16 protein-coding genes are annotated in these 18,727 nt (G+C 60.3%); 10 read left to right on the top strand and 6 right to left on the bottom strand.

The window, feature by feature from the left end; genetic code table 11:
* Positions 1-205 precede the first annotated feature (205 nt).
* Together RT051_RS00955 and RT051_RS00950 are read right to left on the bottom strand one after the other, a co-directional pair.
* The gene (locus RT051_RS00955; RefSeq protein WP_106683283.1) at positions 206-1,540 is read right to left on the bottom strand and encodes a heavy metal sensor histidine kinase; all 1,335 of its coding nucleotides are present in this window, start codon (positions 1,538-1,540) and stop codon (positions 206-208) included.
* Complete coding sequence (locus RT051_RS00950) at positions 1,537-2,223, bottom strand: heavy metal response regulator transcription factor (RefSeq protein WP_106683282.1); 687 nt, start codon at positions 2,221-2,223, stop codon at positions 1,537-1,539. The genes RT051_RS00955 and RT051_RS00950 overlap by 4 nt, the downstream gene beginning before the upstream one ends.
* Before the next feature lie 157 nt (positions 2,224-2,380).
* Between RT051_RS00950 and RT051_RS00945 the strand changes: the two genes are divergently transcribed.
* From RT051_RS00945 to RT051_RS00925, 6 genes are all read left to right on the top strand, one after another.
* A complete protein-coding gene (locus RT051_RS00945; RefSeq protein WP_106683281.1) occupies positions 2,381-2,719 on the top strand; it encodes a DUF4148 domain-containing protein in 339 nt (112 codons plus the stop codon).
* 79 nt (positions 2,720-2,798) lie between these two features.
* Positions 2,799-3,158, top strand: coding sequence for a cation efflux protein, CzcI family (gene czcI, locus RT051_RS14660; RefSeq protein WP_106683280.1), 360 nt, complete (start codon positions 2,799-2,801; stop codon positions 3,156-3,158).
* A gap of 157 nt (positions 3,159-3,315) precedes the next feature.
* Positions 3,316-4,671 (top strand): TolC family protein, encoded by a 1,356-nt coding sequence (locus RT051_RS00940; protein WP_106683279.1) that lies wholly within the window; start codon positions 3,316-3,318, stop codon positions 4,669-4,671.
* 2 nt (positions 4,672-4,673) lie between these two features.
* Complete coding sequence (locus tag RT051_RS00935) at positions 4,674-6,284, top strand: efflux RND transporter periplasmic adaptor subunit (RefSeq protein ID WP_106683278.1); 1,611 nt, start codon at positions 4,674-4,676, stop codon at positions 6,282-6,284.
* Between the two features lie 15 nt (positions 6,285-6,299).
* Positions 6,300-9,485, top strand: coding sequence for a CusA/CzcA family heavy metal efflux RND transporter (locus RT051_RS00930; protein ID WP_106683277.1), 3,186 nt, complete (start codon positions 6,300-6,302; stop codon positions 9,483-9,485).
* 65 nt (positions 9,486-9,550) lie between these two features.
* Entirely contained in the window at positions 9,551-9,931 is a 381-nt protein-coding gene (locus RT051_RS00925; RefSeq protein WP_106683276.1) for a hypothetical protein, read from the top strand.
* A 108-nt stretch (positions 9,932-10,039) separates the two neighbouring features.
* Here RT051_RS00925 and cadR read toward each other — a convergent pair whose 3' ends face one another.
* Entirely contained in the window at positions 10,040-10,486 is a 447-nt protein-coding gene (cadR, locus tag RT051_RS00920; RefSeq protein ID WP_106683275.1) for a Cd(II)/Pb(II)-responsive transcriptional regulator, read from the bottom strand.
* Between the two features lie 85 nt (positions 10,487-10,571).
* Between cadR and RT051_RS00915 the strand changes: the two genes are divergently transcribed.
* Positions 10,572-12,809, top strand: a complete 2,238-nt coding sequence (locus tag RT051_RS00915) for a heavy metal translocating P-type ATPase (RefSeq protein WP_106683274.1) — start codon at positions 10,572-10,574, stop codon at positions 12,807-12,809.
* Positions 12,806-13,885 (top strand): signal peptidase II, encoded by a 1,080-nt coding sequence (gene lspA / locus RT051_RS00910; RefSeq protein WP_106683273.1) that lies wholly within the window; start codon positions 12,806-12,808, stop codon positions 13,883-13,885. Before RT051_RS00915 ends, lspA begins: the two co-directional genes overlap by 4 nt.
* Positions 13,886-14,230: 345 nt before the next feature.
* Here the strand turns inward: lspA and RT051_RS00905 are convergent, their stop codons facing one another.
* From RT051_RS00905 to RT051_RS00895, 3 genes are all read right to left on the bottom strand, one after another.
* A complete protein-coding gene (locus RT051_RS00905) occupies positions 14,231-14,578 on the bottom strand; it encodes a DUF4148 domain-containing protein (protein WP_313070038.1) in 348 nt (115 codons plus the stop codon).
* A 125-nt stretch (positions 14,579-14,703) separates the two neighbouring features.
* A complete protein-coding gene (locus RT051_RS00900) occupies positions 14,704-16,113 on the bottom strand; it encodes a heavy metal sensor histidine kinase (protein ID WP_313070034.1) in 1,410 nt (469 codons plus the stop codon).
* Positions 16,114-16,797: a heavy metal response regulator transcription factor gene (locus RT051_RS00895; RefSeq protein WP_106683270.1), complete on the bottom strand. Its 684-nt coding sequence runs from the start codon at positions 16,795-16,797 to the stop codon at positions 16,114-16,116.
* Between the two features lie 156 nt (positions 16,798-16,953).
* On the opposite strand from RT051_RS00895, the gene RT051_RS00890 reads away from it, so the two are divergent.
* Both RT051_RS00890 and RT051_RS00885 read left to right on the top strand, forming a co-directional pair.
* A complete protein-coding gene (locus RT051_RS00890; protein ID WP_234026757.1) occupies positions 16,954-17,289 on the top strand; it encodes a hypothetical protein in 336 nt (111 codons plus the stop codon).
* Positions 17,286-18,716 (top strand): TolC family protein, encoded by a 1,431-nt coding sequence (locus RT051_RS00885; protein ID WP_313070028.1) that lies wholly within the window; start codon positions 17,286-17,288, stop codon positions 18,714-18,716. Before RT051_RS00890 ends, RT051_RS00885 begins: the two co-directional genes overlap by 4 nt.
* The last annotated feature ends 11 nt before the right edge of the window (positions 18,717-18,727 follow it).

Raw genomic sequence — 18,727 nt, 5'->3', positions numbered from 1 at the left:
ACCTTATCGCGGTGACAAGGTCCAACCATGAAGACATGGGCAAATATCCTGCATTGGAGTAAGTGCGATGGAGTCGCTTCGGCCAATTGCAGAAAAGCCAGTCGGAAAACACGAACTCATAAATCAGAAAATCGATCCAGGCCCCCCTAAGAAGCACAGTTCGGGCTCATGGATGCGTAAGTGGGATCACCGGCACCAGAGCCCGTTACAGAGCGCGGATTTCCATCCCGACAATCGTCACCCCGTTCTCTGACCATGCAACCGGCTCACCCTGGTGCATGCGAGCGATCGCGCCAACGATGGCCAAGCCGAGGCCATGGTTGCTTTGCCCATGGCTGCGAGCGGGATCGCCGCGGAAGAATCGATCAAACAGGTGCGGAAGTATCTCTGGATCGATGGTATCTCCGCAGTTAGCGACACTGATCAGCACGCGGTCCTCATCAGAGGGCTTGAAGGTGATCTGGACGATTGAGTCATTTTTTGCGTATCGGGTGGCGTTGCCTAGCAGGTTTGACAGGGCCCGGCGCAACAGCGGCGCGTCAAAGGCGCCATGGGCATCGCCCACCACTTTGGCGGTGAGACCGGCCTCGGCCAGCGCCGCCTCGTGGTAGTCCAGCACGTCTGCAGCCACCGCTGCAAGGCTCGCTACGGGAGCGCGGCGTGCGCTCACGCCCCGATCCGCCTGGGATAGGAACAGCATGTCGTTGACGATGCCGGTCAGGCGATGCAGTTCCTCCAGGTTGGAGGCGAGGACCTCCCGCATGTCCGTCTGTTCAGGGCGCCTTAGCGCCAGTTCATTGTTGGTAATGAGCGTGGCCAGTGGCGTGCACAACTCGTGCGCTACATCTGCATTGAAGCCCTCCATCTGTGAGTAGGCCTTCTCGATGCGTGCCAGGAGTGCATTGAACTGGTCAATCAGCGGCACAAGCTCAAGAGGTTGCTCACCCCCATCGAGCCGGTGATGCAGGTTGTCGGCCGACAGTGCGCGCGTTTGGCTGGCCAGCCTTCGCACGGGCGCAAGCCCGAGGTTGACCAGAGAGAAGCCGCCCAGCGAAACTACGACGGCTCCCCCGATAGCCGCCACCAGCAGGGTGACTGCGAGCCGGTGAAGCAACTGATTGTCGGTTTGGATGTCCAGCGACAGCCGGACGCGCAAACTCTTCGAGGCCGAGCCCGCGACCTGCTCCACCTCGAACTGCCGTTGGCGCCATACCGTCTTCGCATTCTGGTTGCGCGCGTGCGCGTAGAGCACGACCCCATCGGCCTGGGTCACTTCAAGCGATAGATCTCCATGCCCCACCAGGAAATCGTCGAGCTTGTGAGCGAGGTCTTCCGAATCCCTGTGCTCTTTACCATCCGCCAGCAGATGCCGAATGACGTTTTCCTTTTGTGCCAATGTATCTTCTTGCCGATCGCGAAAATTGAACTCGGTCACCAGATACACGGCTAGGCAGACCAGGCCCAAGCCTGCAAAGCTTTGCAACGCCAGCCACCACGACAGCCTCTGGCGCAGTGAGCGATGTTGGGTCAGTGCCTTCATTCGTTGCGCACTTCGATGATGTAACCCATACCCCGAACGGTGTGAAGCAGTGCCTTCTCGAAGGGCGTGTCGATCTTGCTGCGCAAGCGCCGGATGGCGACCTCCACCACGTTGGTGTTGCTGTCGAAATTCATGTCCCACACCTGCTCGGCAATCTCGGTGCGAGACAGCACCTCGCCTTTCCGTCGCAGGAAGAGAGTCAGAAGCAGAAACTCCTTGGCGGTCAGCTCCAGCCGCTGACCACCCCGGGACGCTTTGCGCCGCACTAGGTCCACCTCGAGATCGGCAAGGCGCAGTTGCGAGGGCTCTGCCGCATCCCGTGCGCCATGGGTGCGCCTCAGGAGCACCTGGATGCGTGCGTTCAGTTCGGAAAACGCGAAGGGCTTGACCAGATAGTCGTCAGCACCTGTCTGCAGTCCCAGAACCCGGTCCTCGACGCTTACCCTCGCTGTCAACATCAAAACGGGTGTCTGCCTGGATTTGCGAAAAGCGGTGAGTAGGCTGAAACCGTCGATCCCTGGGAGCATTGCGTCCAGCACCAGCAGGTCGTGCCCGCCTTCGAGGGCCATGTGGAGGCCATCCACGCCGTTGTGGGCCACGTCCACCACGTAGCCGACCTCGCCGAGACCCTTGCGCAGGTACTCGGCAAGCTTGACTTCGTCTTCAATGAGCAAGATTTTCATGACGCCATTCTCGAAGCATGCGGGGCATTCGAATATTACGAATTTGTCATCTGACTGTTGGCTCCTTGTCGTTGGCCGCTTTCTAAAGTTCACCCCGTGTCGCAAGGCATAGCCCAGGCAAGCCGCCAAGGGCTCCCCTGAACCCTGAGACAAAACCATGACTGTTCGCAAACCCCTCACGCTTTCCCTGATCGCCCTTGCCATCGCGGCTCCAGGCCTGGCATCTGCATCTTCGCTGTATCACCCCGCAGGTGGCGAAGTGGGATTTACCACCCATCCCGACCACGTCCTGAGCTCGATGTCCCGTGGCGACGTGCTTGAGTCGGTGGCCGTCGCCCGTAAGGACGGCACGCTGGCGATCCTCGCGCGCGGCGGTGCTCTGCCTGTCAAGGCAACGGGCCCCTCCAAGACCCGTGAGCAGGTGCAACAGGAATACCTGAACATGTCTGCCGCTGAAAAACAGCGTATCCAGGAACTGTACGGCTCGGGCGGCTGATTCTCCAACGCATAGCCTCTATCCAGAGTCCATCCGTACCCCACACGAAGACTTCATGGTCGCGTGCTAGACTCAAATAATGCGCCGCTTGATAGCTGTTTTTATGCTTGCATTGCTACCATTCCAGTTCAGCTGGTCTGCGGTTGCTACCTATTGCATGCATGAACGCGCTACGGCTCAGACACAACACGTGGGGCATCATGAGCACAAGCATGAGGCCAAGAGCGTGATCGACCAAGCAGATAAGAATGGGCAAAACGCCGACCAGTTTGATGTCGATTGCTGGGTTTGCCATGGCGCCGGCATCGGCGCCCTCAACTTTTCCTATGCCAAGCAAGGCGTCTCTCACGACAGTAGTGTGGGTGCCCAGCCGAACGAGCGGTTGGCTGCTGTAACGCCCACTCCTCCTGACCGCCCTCAGTGGTCCGTCCTCGCCTAATCGGCGGGGCATCTCTCCTTCCTTCAGTCATTCGTGTCCGCCCCTCCGGCGGATGTAGTTGCGCGTGTCGCGGCTGTGATGAGTGACGAGTTGCCAGGCAGCTGCACGGTTGCCACTCCGCCGATTCCTTCGTGTTTTGAAATCACTGGAGAATCGGATGTTCAAGGGTATTTACCTTCAAGGAAAGCCGCACGCATGGCGCGGCCACAAGAAAGTCAGGCTCGCAGCTAGCGCGGCGGCCATATTGCTGGCCGCTTCCAGTAGCGCCTTTTCGCAGGGCGTGTCACAGCGGCCCATCAGTGGCGAGGACGCACTTCAGACTGCCGCAACAGCATCCGCTATGCCGCTGTCGCTAACCAAGGCAATTGAATTGGCTTTGGAGGGAAATCCCGAGGTGGCAGCGGCGACGCGCCAGTTGGAGGCAACCGAGGGGCAAGTTCTGCAAGGGCGCGCACGCCCCAATCCAGAGCTCGCCTACTCGCTGGAAGACGCGCGCTCCAAAACGCGCACGCAAAGTTGGCAGCTCAACCTTCCGGTGGAATTGGGAGGGAAGCGTGCCGCGCGCACCAAGGCAGCCGAAAAATCGCGCGAGCAGGCGCAAGCCCAGCTCAACGAGCTGAAGGCAACCTTGCGAGCCAACGTGGCTGCCGCCTATTTCGACGTGTTGACTGCGCAAGAACGCCTGGTGCTCGCCAGGGACAGCGTGGCGCTGGCCAAGTCTTCAACTGACACTGTCGCCAAGCGGGTGGCCGCCGGCAAAGTGTCGCCTGTCGAAGAGTCCAAGGCCCGGGTTGCGGAAGCGGGTATTCGCGTCGAGCTCGCCCAGGCCGCGAGCGAACAGCGCAATGCCCTGTCTCGTCTGTTCGCGCTACTGGGAAAGATCGAAGCGCCTTTCACGGTCCTGGAGGGCAAGGCCGAAAACCTCCCCCCTGTACCGAAACTCGCCGATCTTCAGTCCCTTATTTCTTCTTCGCCAGCGGTTGTCCTGGCAAGGATCGAGGTGGATCGGCGCAAGGCCTTGACTGACTTGGAGCAAAGCAAGCGGGTGCCGGATGTCACCGTCAGCGTTGGCATGCAGCGCAGCAACGAGACGCAGCGAAACGTCCTTCTTTTTGGGGTGTCAGTCCCCATCCCCGTGTTTGACCGCAACCAGGGCAATCTCCTTGAAGCACTGAAGCTGGAGGACAAGGCCCGAGACGAGCTGCAGGGGGCCACCGTGCGCCTGCATAGCGAAGTGGTGCAGGCCCGGGAGCGACTTGCGATGATCGCAGCAGAGATCCAATCTCTGCTGCAGGACGTGCTTCCGGGGGCGAAGTCCGCTTATGACGCAGCCACCATTGGCTTTGAGAACGGCAAGTTCAATTTCCTGGAGGTGCTCGATGCGCAGCGCACCTACTTCACCGCCAAATCCCAATATCTCAAAGCACTTGGCGAGGCACATCGTGCAGCAGCCGATGTTGATCGCCTGCTCGGCGGCCCCCACGACCCCCGCCTGACCGCACCGCAGAACTGAGAATGACCATGAACACCATCAAATCCACCATCAGCAAAAAGCACTTGATCGCCATTGCCGTCGTCCTGGCATTGGGAGTCGGGGCAGGAGCTTTCATCTTGCAGGGCGGAGGCAAGCCGAAAGCGGCGGCCGCCGAGGGCGATGGCCACGGTCACGGAGGCCACACCGAGGCCAAGGGGCATGGTGACGGAGAGCACCATGGCAAAGGCGGTGAAAAAGGCCACGACGATGACAAGGGCCATGCTGACGGTGAACACCACGAAAAGAGCGAAGCCAAGGGCCCCCACGGCGGCACCATGTTCAAGGAAGGCGACTTCAGCCTGGAAGCACTGCTGTCGGAAGATGGTGGCGAGCCTCGGCTGCGGATCTGGCTGTTCGACAAAGACAAGGCGCTACCCCTGAACGCGGCAACGGTCACGGCAACAGTGACCCGCCCGACGGACGAAAAGCAAAAGCTGACATTTGCCGCGGAAAAAGACAACCTGGTCAGTCGCGAGATCGTTGCCGAACCCCATGCGTTCGACATCGAGATCATTGCGCAGACTGCCACTGAGCCCTTCATGTTCGTGATGAGCAAGGAAGAAGGAAAGATCGAACTGACCGATGCCCAGATAAAGGCGGCATCGATCAGTGTGGACACCGCGTCGGCAGCCAACATCAAGACGGCACTGCTTTTGCCCGGCGAGATCCGGCTGAACGAAGACCGCACTTCGCACGTTGTCCCCCGTCTTGCGGGAGTGGTGGAAAGTGTCAGCGCCAACCTTGGCCAAGTCGTCAAGAAAGGGCAGGTGCTGGCCGCCATTGCAAGCCCGACCGCCTCGGAGCAGCGCAGCGAGTTGCAGACCGCTCAAAAGCGATTGGCGCTGGCCAAGACCACTTACGAGCGGGAGAGGAAGCTGTGGGAGCAGAAGGTCTCGGCTGAGCAGGACTATCTGCAGGCCAAGCAGGCCTTAAGCGAAGCGGAGGTAGCTGTGGCCAACGCCAATCAGAAATTGAGTGCGCTGGGCCTGTCCACCTCGTCGATGTCCGGTTTGAATCGCATCGAACTGCGGGCACCCTTTAACGGCATCGTCATCGAGAAGCATCTGAGCCTCGGCGAAGCCGTGAAGGAAGATGCAGCGGTGTTCACCATCTCGGACCTCACCCAGGTGTGGGCGGAGATCAATGTTCCGGCAAAAGACCTGCCGTCGGTGCGGGTGGGCGAGAAGGTCACCATCAAGGCCACGGCGTTTGACGCCTCCGCCACTGGCATCGTCGCATTTGTAGGGGCGCTGATCGGCGAGCAGACCCGCACAGCGAAGGCCCGCGTGGTTCTTGAAAATCCCAAGGGCGCCTGGCGTCCCGGCCTGTTCGTGAACGTTGAAGTTGTGTCCGAAGAAACGGCGGCGCCTGTGACGATCTCGGCTGACGCCGTCCAGAACGTTGGAGAAAAGCCCGTTGTCTTCCTTAAGGTCAACGGTGGTTTCATTGTCCAGCCAGTGAAGCTGGGCCGAAGCGATGGCAAGCGGGTCGAGGTCCTTCAGGGCCTCAAGGCCGGCATGCCCTACGCCTCATCGGGGAGCTTCGTCGTGAAATCCGAGCTCGGCAAGGGATCTGCCGAACACACGCACTGATCACGGAGCCCATACATGTTTGAAAAACTCATTCGATTTTCAATCGAACAACGATGGTTGGTGCTACTTGCGGCCCTTGCCATGGCTGCGCTCGGCGTTTTCAGCTATCAAAAGCTGCCCATAGACGCTGTCCCCGACATCACGAACGTACAGGTTCAGATCAACACGCAGGCATCGGGTTACTCGCCGCTGGAGACGGAGCAGCGGGTCACGTACCCCATCGAGACGGTCATGGCCGGCTTGCCGAACCTGGAACAAACCAGGTCGCTTTCACGGTATGGACTGTCGCAGGTAACCGTAATTTTCAAGGACGGCACCGACATCTATTTCGCACGCCAGCTTGTGAACGAGCGTATCCAGGAGGCTCGGGACAAATTGCCTGCAGGCATCACACCGGCCCTGGGGCCCATCTCGACCGGGCTGGGAGAAATCTATCTCTGGACAGTAGAAACAAAAGACGGCGCGAAGAAACCTGATGGGAGTCCCTACACCGCTACGGACCTGCGAGAGATCCAGGATTGGATCATCAAGCCGCAACTGCGAAATGTTCCTGGCGTGACGGAAATCAACTCCATTGGTGGCTTCGCCAAGGAGTATCAGATAGCGCCAATCCCCGAGCGCCTGGCTTCACTAGGCCTGACGCTGCAGGATGTGGTCACCGCTCTGGACCGCAACAACGGAAACGTGGGCGCGGGCTACATCGAAAAGCGCGGTGAACAGTACCTCATTCGAGCACCAGGACAGGTGAAGTCCTTGGAAGACATTGGCGACGTGATCCTTAGTAGTGCCAACGGCGTGCCCGTGCGCATCCGGGACGTGGCTGAAGTGGGTATTGGCCGGGAGCTGCGAACGGGCGCCGCAACGGACAACGGGCGAGAAGTGGTTCTCGGTACCGTGTTCATGCTGATCGGCGAAAACAGCCGGACCGTCTCGCAGGCCGTGAGCAAGAAGATGGTCGAAGTCAACAAGAGCCTTCCTGAGGGAGTGCATGCGGTGACGGTCTACGACCGTACAGTGCTCGTCGACAAGGCCATCAGTACGGTGAAGAAGAACTTGCTCGAAGGTGCGGTTCTCGTGATCGTCATCCTGTTCCTTTTTCTGGGGAACATCCGTGCAGCGATCATCACGGCAATGGTCATCCCCTTGTCGATGCTCTTCACGTTCACAGGCATGGTCCAGTACAAGGTGAGCGCCAACCTGATGAGCCTAGGGGCCCTGGACTTCGGGATCATCATTGACGGTGCTGTCGTGATCGTGGAGAACTGCGTGCGGCGCCTTGCCCATGCGCAGGCGCATCACGGCCGACCGTTGACGCGCGCAGAGCGCTTCCATGAAGTGTTCCTGGCATCCCAGGAGTCGCGCCGTCCCTTGCTGTTCGGGCAGCTGATCATCATGGTGGTGTACCTGCCCATCTTTGCGCTCACGGGCGTTGAGGGAAAGATGTTTCACCCGATGGCATTCACCGTTGTCGCCGCCCTGGTGGGCGCGATGATTTTGTCCGTGACGTTCATCCCTGCAGCCGTAGCGCTCTTCATCGGCAATCGGGTTAGCGAAAAGGAGAATTTTTTCCTGGGCCATGCCAAGCGCCTCTATGCGCCCATGCTTGATCGCGTAATGTCCGCCAAAGCGCTCGTTCTCACCATCGCCGCCGTCGCGGTGATCTTGTGTGGAGTGATCGCGACCCGCATGGGCAGCGAGTTTGTTCCCAATCTCAATGAAGGTGACTTTGCAATTCAGGCACTGCGCATTCCGGGCACGAGCCTATCCCAGTCGGTTGCGATGCAGCAGCAGATCGAAAAAACCCTGAAAGCGAAGTTCCCCGAGATCGAACGCATCTTCGCCAGAACCGGCACCGCGGAGATCGCGTCCGACCCCATGCCGCCGAACATCTCGGACGGATACATCATGCTCAAGCCAATGGACGAATGGCCCGAGCCTCGCAAAACCCGTGACGAACTGCTCGCGGCGATCCAGGAGGTTCTTGGGAAAATTCCCGGCAACAACTATGAATTTTCTCAACCCATTCAGCTGCGCTTCAACGAGCTGATCTCGGGTGTGCGCAGTGACGTGGCAGTAAAAATCTTCGGTGACGACATGGAAGTGTTGAACAAGTCTGCTGAAGAAGTGTCTGCAATGCTGCAGAAGATCCAGGGCTCATCCGAGGTGAAGGTCGAGCAGACGACGGGCCTGCCGATGCTCACTGTGAACATAGACCGGCAGAAGGCCGCGCGCTATGGATTGAACGTTGCTGACATCCAGGACACCGTGGCTACTGCCATTGGCGGGCGCGAGGCCGGCACCATGTTCGAGGGAGACCGTCGATTTGACATCCTTGTTCGCCTCCCTGAGGCCCTGCGCAATGACCTGGAAGGGATGAAGCGGCTGCCCATACCGCTGCCACGTTCTGCGAGCGGGACGGAAGTCAGGACGAATTTCATCCCACTGGGTGAAGTCGCCACATTCGAACTTGCGCCCGGCCCCAACCAGGTCAGCCGCGAGAACGGCAAACGACGTATCGTGGTGAGCACCAACGTGCGGGGACGCGATGTGGGTTCCTTTGTAGCGGAGGCCGAGCAAGGCTTGGCTCAGATCAAGATTCCTACGGGTTACTGGACGAGCTGGGGCGGAACCTTTGAGAACCTGCAATCGGCCACTAAGCGCCTGCAGATCGTTGTGCCAGTGTCCCTGCTGCTGGTCTTTGTACTGCTGTTCGCGATGTTCGGAAACGCCAAGGACGGATTGCTGGTCTTCACCGGCATCCCATTCGCTTTGACGGGGGGCATCCTGGCGCTTTGGCTTCGCGACATTCCGATGTCCATCTCAGCTGCCGTTGGGTTCATCGCGCTTTCAGGGGTCGCCGTGCTCAACGGGCTGGTGATGATTTCCTACATTCGCAGCTTGAGGGAAGAAGGTGTTGGGCTTGACGATGCAATCCGCGAAGGCGCTCTGACACGATTGCGCCCCGTTCTCATGACGGCGCTCGTGGCCTCCCTGGGCTTCATTCCCATGGCAATCGCTACTGGCACCGGCGCTGAAGTCCAGCGTCCTTTGGCAACCGTCGTGATCGGTGGAATTCTTTCTTCCACACTGCTCACGTTGCTCGTTCTGCCGATTCTTTACCGTCTGGCCCACAGGCCCGATGAGGAAGAGGAGGATGTTTCGGCCGAACCTTCTCACCCGGTCGCTTCCACTCCCGTGTAGCTGTAGAAGGTCCCGCTGATCGCGGGACCTTTCCTTCCCTGAAACCTCTTTCCAAAGGTAATCCCATGAAACTCTCCCAACTCATTCTCACCCTGGCGGTGTCGATCTCGGGCATGGCCTTCGCGGCTGACAATCATGGTCACGATGCAAAGCCCATGCACGGAGGCGCTGTTGCTGAAGCAAAGGATGTCGAATACGAATTTGTCGCCACAGCGGACAAGTTGCAGCTCTATATGCGCGACCACGGCAAGCCCGTTGCCGTCGCGGGGATGACCGCAAAGGTCACGCTTTTGTCTGGTAGCGACAAGCAGGACATCCAACTTCAGGCTGGTGACGGCAAACTGGAAAGCTCGGGCAGTTTCAAAGTCCCAGCGGGTACCAAAGCTGTTATCGCAGTCTCAAAGGCGGGTAAGTCCGTTGCGTCTGTCCGCTTCATCCTGAAGTAGCGCAAAGGAGGCCCGGACTCGCTGCTGCGGGGTGGGCAACGAGCAGGCGTGAGCCGGAACTCCCCAAAATGCTCCGCTCGAGACGCGCCCATGGAGCTCACCTCGTTTTTAGAGTCCACGCCCCCGTCCGAGCAACTCAGGCGCCCCAGACTGGCCAATTCGAGATTGCTGCGTCAACTCGTTGAGAATTCCACATTCGCTGACAACGTGCCCCGCTTGGCAGCGTTGCTGAAGCGATTTGAGTTGGATTTCCAGCAGATGCAGCTCCTTGACGCGCGCAGCCACATGGCCAAGATGTGCGTCAATCAGAGCATTCACCGCAGAGCAGTTCTCGGTGGGGGCGTCCAAGAAACGCAGCAGCACCCGGATCTCGTCCAGCGTCATGTCCAAGGCACGGCAATGGCGAATGAACAAGAGACGATCCAGATGCGTCTGATCGTAGATGCGGTAGTTCCCCGCCGTGCGCTTCGGCTCTGCCAAGAGTCCTTCGCGCTCGTAGAAACGGATTGTCTCGACCTGCGTACGCGCGACTTCCGACAACTGACCAATCTTCATGACAACCTCCGTGGGTGGACCGAGAGCAATAATTTCATTGTAGGGGCTTGACTCTGAAGCAGGTGCAGGGTTTCAAATATCCTCCATGAAACCTAATGCCAAGCCCACACCTGAAATCGCATCGTGCGGCGGATCCGCCTGTTCGCATTGCGCTGACGATGTCGCCGTCGCGGCACCGACACCTCCTGCGGCGCAAGCGGCTGGGGTTACGACTTTTCGGATCGCGACCATGGACTGTGCCTCCGAGGAGGGTGAGATCCGCCGGGCCCTTGAGCCCTTGGGGGGCATCCGCAGCCTGAGCTTCCAACTTGGCGCTCGCACCCTGACTATCGACGCCGATCCGAAAGACTTGCCTCAAGCGCTGGAAGCGATCCGGAAGGCCGGTTTCGATCCCAAGCCTTTGACCTCGACGGCTGAGCACCAGGATGCAAGCGAAGGCGCTCATGACCACGACCATGGATTCGAAGCAGGCATTGGGCGGATGGGCGCAGCGCTGGGAATGGCCATCGCAGCGGAAACTGTGTCTTTCTTCGCGCCGGACCTACTGATCTGGAAACTGGCCGGCATGGCCGTCGCTGCGGTCGCCATCTGGCTGGCGGGGTTGGACACTTACACGAAGGGCCTCAAGGCGTTGCGCCAGGGCCGGCTCAACATCAACGCGCTGATGACCGTGGCTGTCACCGGTGCCTTCGTCATCGGGCAGTGGCCGGAAGCCGCCATGGTGATGGCGCTTTATGCCATCGCGGAGTTGATCGAAGCGCGTGCGGTGGATCGGGCACGTAACGCCATCAAGGGCCTGATGGCGCTTGCACCGGCTGAAGCCGAGGTGAAGCAGCCCGACGGCAGTTGGCAGGCCCAGGCCTCGAAGTCGATTGCGATCGACGCCACCGTACGCATCAAACCGGGCGAGCGGGTGCCCCTGGATGGCTTGGTGACATCAGGCAACAGTGCCGTGGACCAAGCCAGCGTCACTGGCGAGAGCATTCCCGTTGACAAGGCCGTGGGTGACTCGGTGTTCGCTGGCACCATCAACCAGACTGGTGCGTTGGAGATCCGCGTGACCGCCGCAGCGAACGACTCTACGCTGGCTCGCATCATCCACGCGGTGGAGCAGGCTCAAGGGACCCGAGCCCCAACGCAGCGCTTTGTCGACCGTTTCGCGGCAATTTATACGCCGGCCGTGTTCGGGATTGCGTTGGCCGTGGCGGTGCTGATGCCTTTGCTGGCCGATCTGACCTGGATGCAGGCGGTTTACAAGGCCCTGGTGCTGCTGGTCATTGCCTGCCCGTGCGCCTTGGTGATTTCGACGCCGGTCACGGTGGTCAGTGGGCTTGCCGCCGCCGTGCGCAAAGGCATCTTGATCAAGGGCGGCATCTATCTGGAGCAAGCCCGGCAGATCAAGGCCGTGGCGCTGGACAAGACCGGCACGATCACGCAAGGCAAGCCGCGTCTGGTGCACTGGGAAGCCCTGCCTTGGTCCGCCGGGGATCTCGACCCTGCGGTAGTCGGCGCAAGCTTGGCAGCACGCTCCGACCATCCGGTATCGAAAGCCATAGCGGAATCGCTGGCTGGCGAGCGGCTGGATGTGGAAGCCTTCGAGGCCTTGGTCGGCAAAGGCGTGCAAGGCAGCCTGCAAGGCCAGCGTTTCGTGCTGGGCAACCACCGCCTAATTCATGACCAGGGCCTGTGCAGCGCCGAGCTCGAAGCCAAACTGGCAGAGCATGAGGCTCTCGGTCGCACGATCACGCTGCTCGCCGCCGAAGATCGGGTGCTGGCATTGTTCGCCGTGGCGGATACCTTGAAGGACTCTTCAACCCAAGCGGTTGCTGAACTCAACGCGATGGGCGTCAAGACCGTCATGTTGACCGGCGACAACCCTGCAACGGCGAGTGCCATCGCCGCTCAGGCCGGTATTGCCGACGCCCGAGGCGACCTGCTGCCACAGGACAAACAAGCCGCCATCGGCGAATTGCAGCGCGCGCATGGCATGACCGCCATGGTGGGCGACGGCATCAATGACGCGCCGTCATTGGCGCAGGCCGACATCGGATTTGCGATGGGCGGCGCTGGCACCGACATCGCCATGGAGGCTGCCGATGTCATCATCATGAATGACGATCTGCGGCGTCTGGCGAGCACCATTCGCCTCTCGCGCAAGACCCATGCGGTGCTGTGGCAGAACATTGCGCTGGCCTTGGGTATCAAGGCTGTGTTCCTGGTGTTGGCCGTATTCGGCAGCGCGACGATGTGGATGGCGGTGTTTGCCGACATGGGGGCCAGTTTACTGGTGGTCGGCAACGGTTTGAGGCTCCTGCGCCGATGAGCTGGAAGTCGGTTTTCTACGATTGGGGTGGCTTGAATGGCGCCTTGTTTCAGTTCATCAACGAGGCCACGCCGCCGATTTTGATGCCACTGGCCTGGCTTTTCAGCAACGTCCTGGGCAACTACTGGACTGCGCCTTTGATCCTGCTCACACTGTGGGCATGGTCAAGATCAACGGCGGTGACGGGGCGCGCCTTGGCGATTCGGCGGCAGCTTCTTCAATTCGTGATCAGCTTCGGCATCGCATTTGCGATCACTTCCATCTTGAAGCTCTGGCTCGATTTTCCGCGACCGGCTGCGGTATTTAGCCAGTTGGATCACGTCCTTGGCACGCTGGAGGAGCACTACAGCCTACCGAGCGGTCATTCCACCTACGCCGCACTCGTTGCCGGGGCGCTGTGGCCGCTGGCCGGTGTTCGACAGCGGATGGCATTAGTTGCTTATGTCGTTCTGGTTGGCTGGTCGCGCATTGCAGCAGGCATGCACTTTCCCTCTGATGTGCTGGCCGGCTGGGGGATTGCCTCCGGTAGCCTGGTGTTGGCTGGCTCGCTGCTGACGATGCTGCCGGTTGCGGGGAGGTTGACGGATCTGCGAGCGGCCGGCATCTGGTATGGCTTGGCTGCCGCAGTGTTACTTGGCGATCAATTCGCAAAGGCCGTCGTCTCGCTCCTTTTCAGTTATGGCGACCAAGTCGCTGTAACCTCCTTCTTCAATCTCGCCCATTTCAGGAACAACGGTGCAGCTTTCAGCCTGCTGGCTGGTGCAGGCGACTGGGCACGCTTCGGTTTTGCCGCGCTTGCGCTGGGAGTCTTGCTCTGGCTGATCCGCCTGTTGCATCAGGGAGTTTCGAAATGGGAAGGCGTTGGTTACTGCCTGATCTTGGGTGGGGCGTTGGGTAATGCAGTGGACCGACTGTTGCGAGGGGCTGTAGTCGACTTCCTAGACTTCCATTGGCGGGGAGCGCATTGGCCGGCTTTCAATTTGGCTGACGTTGCTATCTCATTTGGCGTGGCCTGCTTGTTTGCTGCTGTGATGCATCAAGGCAAGGTTGTTGCGTCAGACGCTGGATACCAATGAGGGTTGGATTTTTCGGAGGGTATAGTTGTATCGGCGAAAAGTGGGATCGCGGCACGCATGTGTCTGCCTGAATTGATGAAATCGAGGTGACCTATAAACGCCGCACGACCCTTGGTGGTTGCTGAAATACTCCCCGCCGCGCCCAACTGACATCTTGCCCGGACAATCGAGGCAATCTAACCGATCAGATTAGGCACGCGCGGAGCCGACACTTTTACCGAGAGCCGAGGAGCATTGGCCTGCAAGCGTTTGGGAATGAACTGTTTGGTTCTATCAGTCAGGCCGACGCCAGCGATCTCACAGAAGGGATTCAACATGATCCGCTGCAATCCCAACTGAGGGAGATCAACCCGGGTAGTAGAGACGCTGACGCGCGTCGCGTTCTGCAGGTGACTCGTTCAGCATTTCGTTGATCACTTGTTCACGCGTTTTGCCAGGACCTGCATCGGGCGTGCGGATCGGGTAGTTGCTCTCGCCGTAGGAAAGACGGCCTTGCCGCATGGCAGCCTCGGCTTCCGCTTTGACTTGGGCACGGGTTTTTTCGCTCTTGAAGTGTTCCGGGTGAACGATTACGCCCTTTTCATTGTTGACAGGATGCTCATATGCTGCCGAAGCCATCCCTGGAAGGCCCAGAGCAACCACTGCGGTTGCGGCTGCGATCATGGAAGAAAGGGAGAGGCGTTGTTGGGTCATGGTTGAAGCTCCTAAGGAAGGTGGATGAAACTTGCATCTCTCATGCCTTGGTCGGGCGTTGAGGAGATGTGTTCATCGTAGGGAGCGCACCCCAACAGAATCCGGACAGCCAGATGAGATTGTTGTCAGCTTGATGGCTGTGAGCCACGGTGAGGAAACATCAAGGTGAAGCAGGTTCGCCCGTCGCCCGACGTCGCCGTGACGCTACCGCCGTGGGCCTCAGCGATGGCACGTGTGATGGCCAGGCCCAGCCCGGAGCCATCGGAGTCCGGATGGGCCCTGGAAGCATCGGCTCGGTAGAAGCGGTCGAACAGCCGGGGCAGGATCTTGGCATCGATGTCGGTTCCAGTGTTCTCCACGGCCACTGTCGTGGTTTGTGCCGTGCTGGTGATACGGATGGTGATGTCGCCGGCCTCGGGCGTGTAACGCAGGGCATTGGACAGCAGGTTGCTCACCGCACGGCGGAACATCAGGCGATCGCCTTCGACCTCGCCGTCTCCTTTCAACTGGAGCCGGATGCGTTTTTCCTCGGCCACGGCCTCGTAGAACTCCAGCAGCGCCAGCGCGTCCTGGCGGGCGGAAAACCGCTCCTTGTGCGGCAGATCCACGCCGCGCTCGGTCTTGGCCAGGAACAGCATGTCGGACACCATGCGCGCCAGCCGCTCGAATTCTTCGGCGTTCGATGCCAGGATGTCGCGGTACGTTGCGGCATCGCGCTTGGTCGCCAGCGCCACCTGTGTCTGCGTCAGCAGATTGCTAATGGGCGTGCGCAGCTCGTGCGCGAGGTCTGACGCGAAATCGGTCAGGCGCTGGAAGTCCTCCTGCAGCCGATCCAGCATGCGGTTCAGCTCCTGCGCCAGGTCGGCCATTTCCACCGGCACGGCCTGCACGGGCATGCGCTCGCCGAGCTTCTGGCCCGTCACCTTGGCGGCCCGTGACTTCATGTCGCGCAACGGCGCCAGCCCTTGGCGCGCGGCGAGCCACGAGAGCAGGCCGCAGATGGCGATGGCGACGAGCACATAAAGGGCCAAGCTGCGCCGCAGGCCGTCGAGAAACTGCGTGTGGTGATCCGTATCCGCAGCGATCCAGACCATCAGGGGAGTGCTGGAGTAGGCAGGGTAGGCCTTGAAGACCAGTGTATGGAACCGGGCATCACCGTGCCGCCACACCCCAAACACTTTGTTTTCACCGGCGCGCAGGGGCTTATCGCCGCGCATGGCGGGGATGAACCCTTGGGATTGAAAGACCACCGCTCCTTGTCCCTCCTGAACCTGGGCGTAGAGGTCATGGTGATAGCTCAGCGCCTCACCCAATCGTCGGCGAGCATCGTCGGCCGAGATGGCATTACGCAGAATTTCCTCGATCAGGTGTTGCTTGTCTTGCAGCGCCATCCGATCAAGCTCGACGAAATGCCGCTCAGTCTCCACCAGAAACAAAGCGCCCAGCCCCAGCACCACCGAGGCCGCCACCGCGGTGAAGAGCAGGGTCAGGCGATGCGTCAGCGGCAACTGACCCCAACGAACCCGAAACAACACCTACTCCTCCTGCGGAACGTCGAGCACGTAGCCCATGCCGCGCACGGTCTGGATCAGCTTGACCGCGTGGCCCTCGTCGATCTTCACGCGCAGGCGGCGCATCGCCACCTCGATGACGTTGGTGTCGCTGTCGAAGTTCATGTCCCACACCTGTGAAGCGATCAGGGAACGCGGCAGCACCTCGCCGTGCCGGCGCATTAGCAGTTCCAGCAGGCCGAATTCCTTGGCCGTCAGATCGACACGCCTGCCGTTTCGGGATACCCGGCGGCGCAGCAAATCCAGTTCCAGGTCGGCCACTCGCAGCACGGTGCTCTCGTTGCCTGCGTGGCCGCGCCGCAGAATGATCCGAACCCTCGCCAGCAATTCTGCAAAGGAGAATGGCTTGACAAGGTAGTCATCGGCCCCGAGTTCCAGTCCTTTGACACGATCCTCCACTTGATCGCGTGCGGTCAGGAACAGCACTGGCATTTGCAGGCCGCGCTCGCGCAGCGATTGCAACACCTGCCAGCCGTTCAGCCCGGGCAGCATGACGTCCAGGATCACCAAGTCATATTCGCCCTGCAAGGCCAAATGCAGCCCATCTGCGCCATTGGGCACAAGGTCGGAAATGTATCCAGCCTCAGTTAACCCTTGACGTAGGTATTCACCCGTCTTGGGCTCGTCTTCAACGATCAATATTTTCACGTGTGCGCTCCGTTCAATGCCTTGGCGAGAGTTTGCCGAGTTTGAGGCGTCCTGACATGAAGATAACAACAATGTAATGTTCAGAACATCCGGATGAAAGGCTGGCCTCTCCAGAATCTCCCCATCGTGAGATCAAAGATTTTTCTAGAGGAGACCATGGCCACTTCCAATCACCTGCCGCCTTTCAGGGCTCTGTTGCCTTGGACCCTGGCGTTGTTCGCGGGGGCAGCTTTTGCGCAAGCTCCAGCAGATACCGAGGCCCCCAAGCCTGCACCATTGACGAAGCTGCAGTATTCGTCCGCCATCGGTGCCTACCAAGCCTATACGGATCAACAGGTGCAATCCTGGCGCGAGGCGAATGATCGGGTTGGGCAAATCGGCGGCTGGCGCGCCTATGCCAAGGAAATCAAGACGGGCGAGCCCGCATCCGCCAAGGACGTTGCTCCCGGCAGCGATCCGCATGCGGGCCATCATGGGGGAGACAAGCCATGATGCGTTTGCGTGCAACTCACGCCAAATGGGCCCTGTCTGCACTCGGACTGGCGGTGCTGACCGGCTGTGCCAGCGTCAGCCTGGATCAGAACATCAATCGTGTCAACGTCGAAGCGGGCAGCTTTACCGAAGGCAAACTCGCCTTGGCTCGTACCCAGGAGGAAAGCGACCAGCGAGCACAGGCCGCTCAAGCCTTGCTTGCGCAGCCTCTGGGTCAGAAAGAAACCGTTCAGTTAGCTTTGGTTAACAGCCCGTCTTTGCAGGCCCTGCTGGCGCAAGGCTGGGCGGAGTCTGCCGATGCCGCGCAGGTGGGGCGGATTGCCAACCCCATCTTCAGTTTTGAGCGCATGACGGCCGGCACTGAGCTGGACTTGGGGCGTGCGCTCTCCTTTGGCCTGTTGGATCTACTGACCCTGCCGACCCGGTACGGTGTCGCCACCCGGCGTATCGAGCAATCTCAATTGCGCCTGACCGGCAACGTGGTGGACCAGGTCACTGGGGTGCGCCAGGCCTGGGTACGGGCCGTGGCCGCACAGCAGGAGTTCCAGTATGCCAAGCAGGTCTATGACAGCGCCGAAGCGGGCGCCGAATTGGCCCGGCGCATGCAGGGCGTGGGCAACTTCAACCGCATTACCCGCGCACGCGAGCAGGCTTTTTATGCCGATGCCGCCACCCGACTGAGCACGGCCCAGCACCAGGTCACGGCCAGCCGGGAAGAACTGGTACGTTTGCTGGGGCTGGATGAAAGCCAGGCGCAGGCGCTCAAGCTTCCGGAACGTCTACCCGATCTCCCCAAGCAAGCACTGGATCCGCAGGCGGTTGGCTCGCTCGCTACCAAGGCACGCCTGGACATCCGCCTGGCGCAGACCGCGCTGGATGGCGCGGCCAAGGCCCAAGGCCTGAACATGGTGACCAGCTTCACCGATATCGAGCTCACCGGGCGTCGCAACACGACATTTGACAATGCCGAGGGCACCCGCTCCACCGCACGCGGCTGGGAAATCGATGTGCGCCTACCCCTCTTTGACTGGGGCGGAATGCAGCGCGATGCGATGAACGCCCGAACGCTGGCGGCCGCCAACCAGCTTGAAGGCACGGTGCGTTCCGCGGGCTCCAGCCTGCGTGAAAGCTATTCGGCCTATCGGACGGCCTACGACGTGGCGCGGCACTACCGCGACGAAGTGGTTCCGGTGCGCAAGGTGATCGCGGAGGAGAACCAGCTTCGCTACAACGGCATGCTGATCAGCGCCTTCGAACTGCTGGCCGACGCGCGCGACCAGGTCGGTGCCGTCACGGCGGCCCTGGACGCGCAGCAGCAATTCTGGCTGGCCGACGCCGCCCTCCAGGCATCCGTGATCGGACGCCCCACCAACACTACCTTGTCGGTCACCACCAGCGCCCCCAGCGACGCGGGTGCTGGTCACTGATGCAGAGACGA

It is taken from the genome of Melaminivora sp. (genome assembly GCF_032059615.1).
GTDB lineage: Bacteria > Pseudomonadota > Gammaproteobacteria > Burkholderiales > Burkholderiaceae_C > Melaminivora.
The sequence above is the reverse complement of the archived record's forward strand: the minus strand, read 5'-3'. Positions and strand labels throughout refer to the sequence as shown.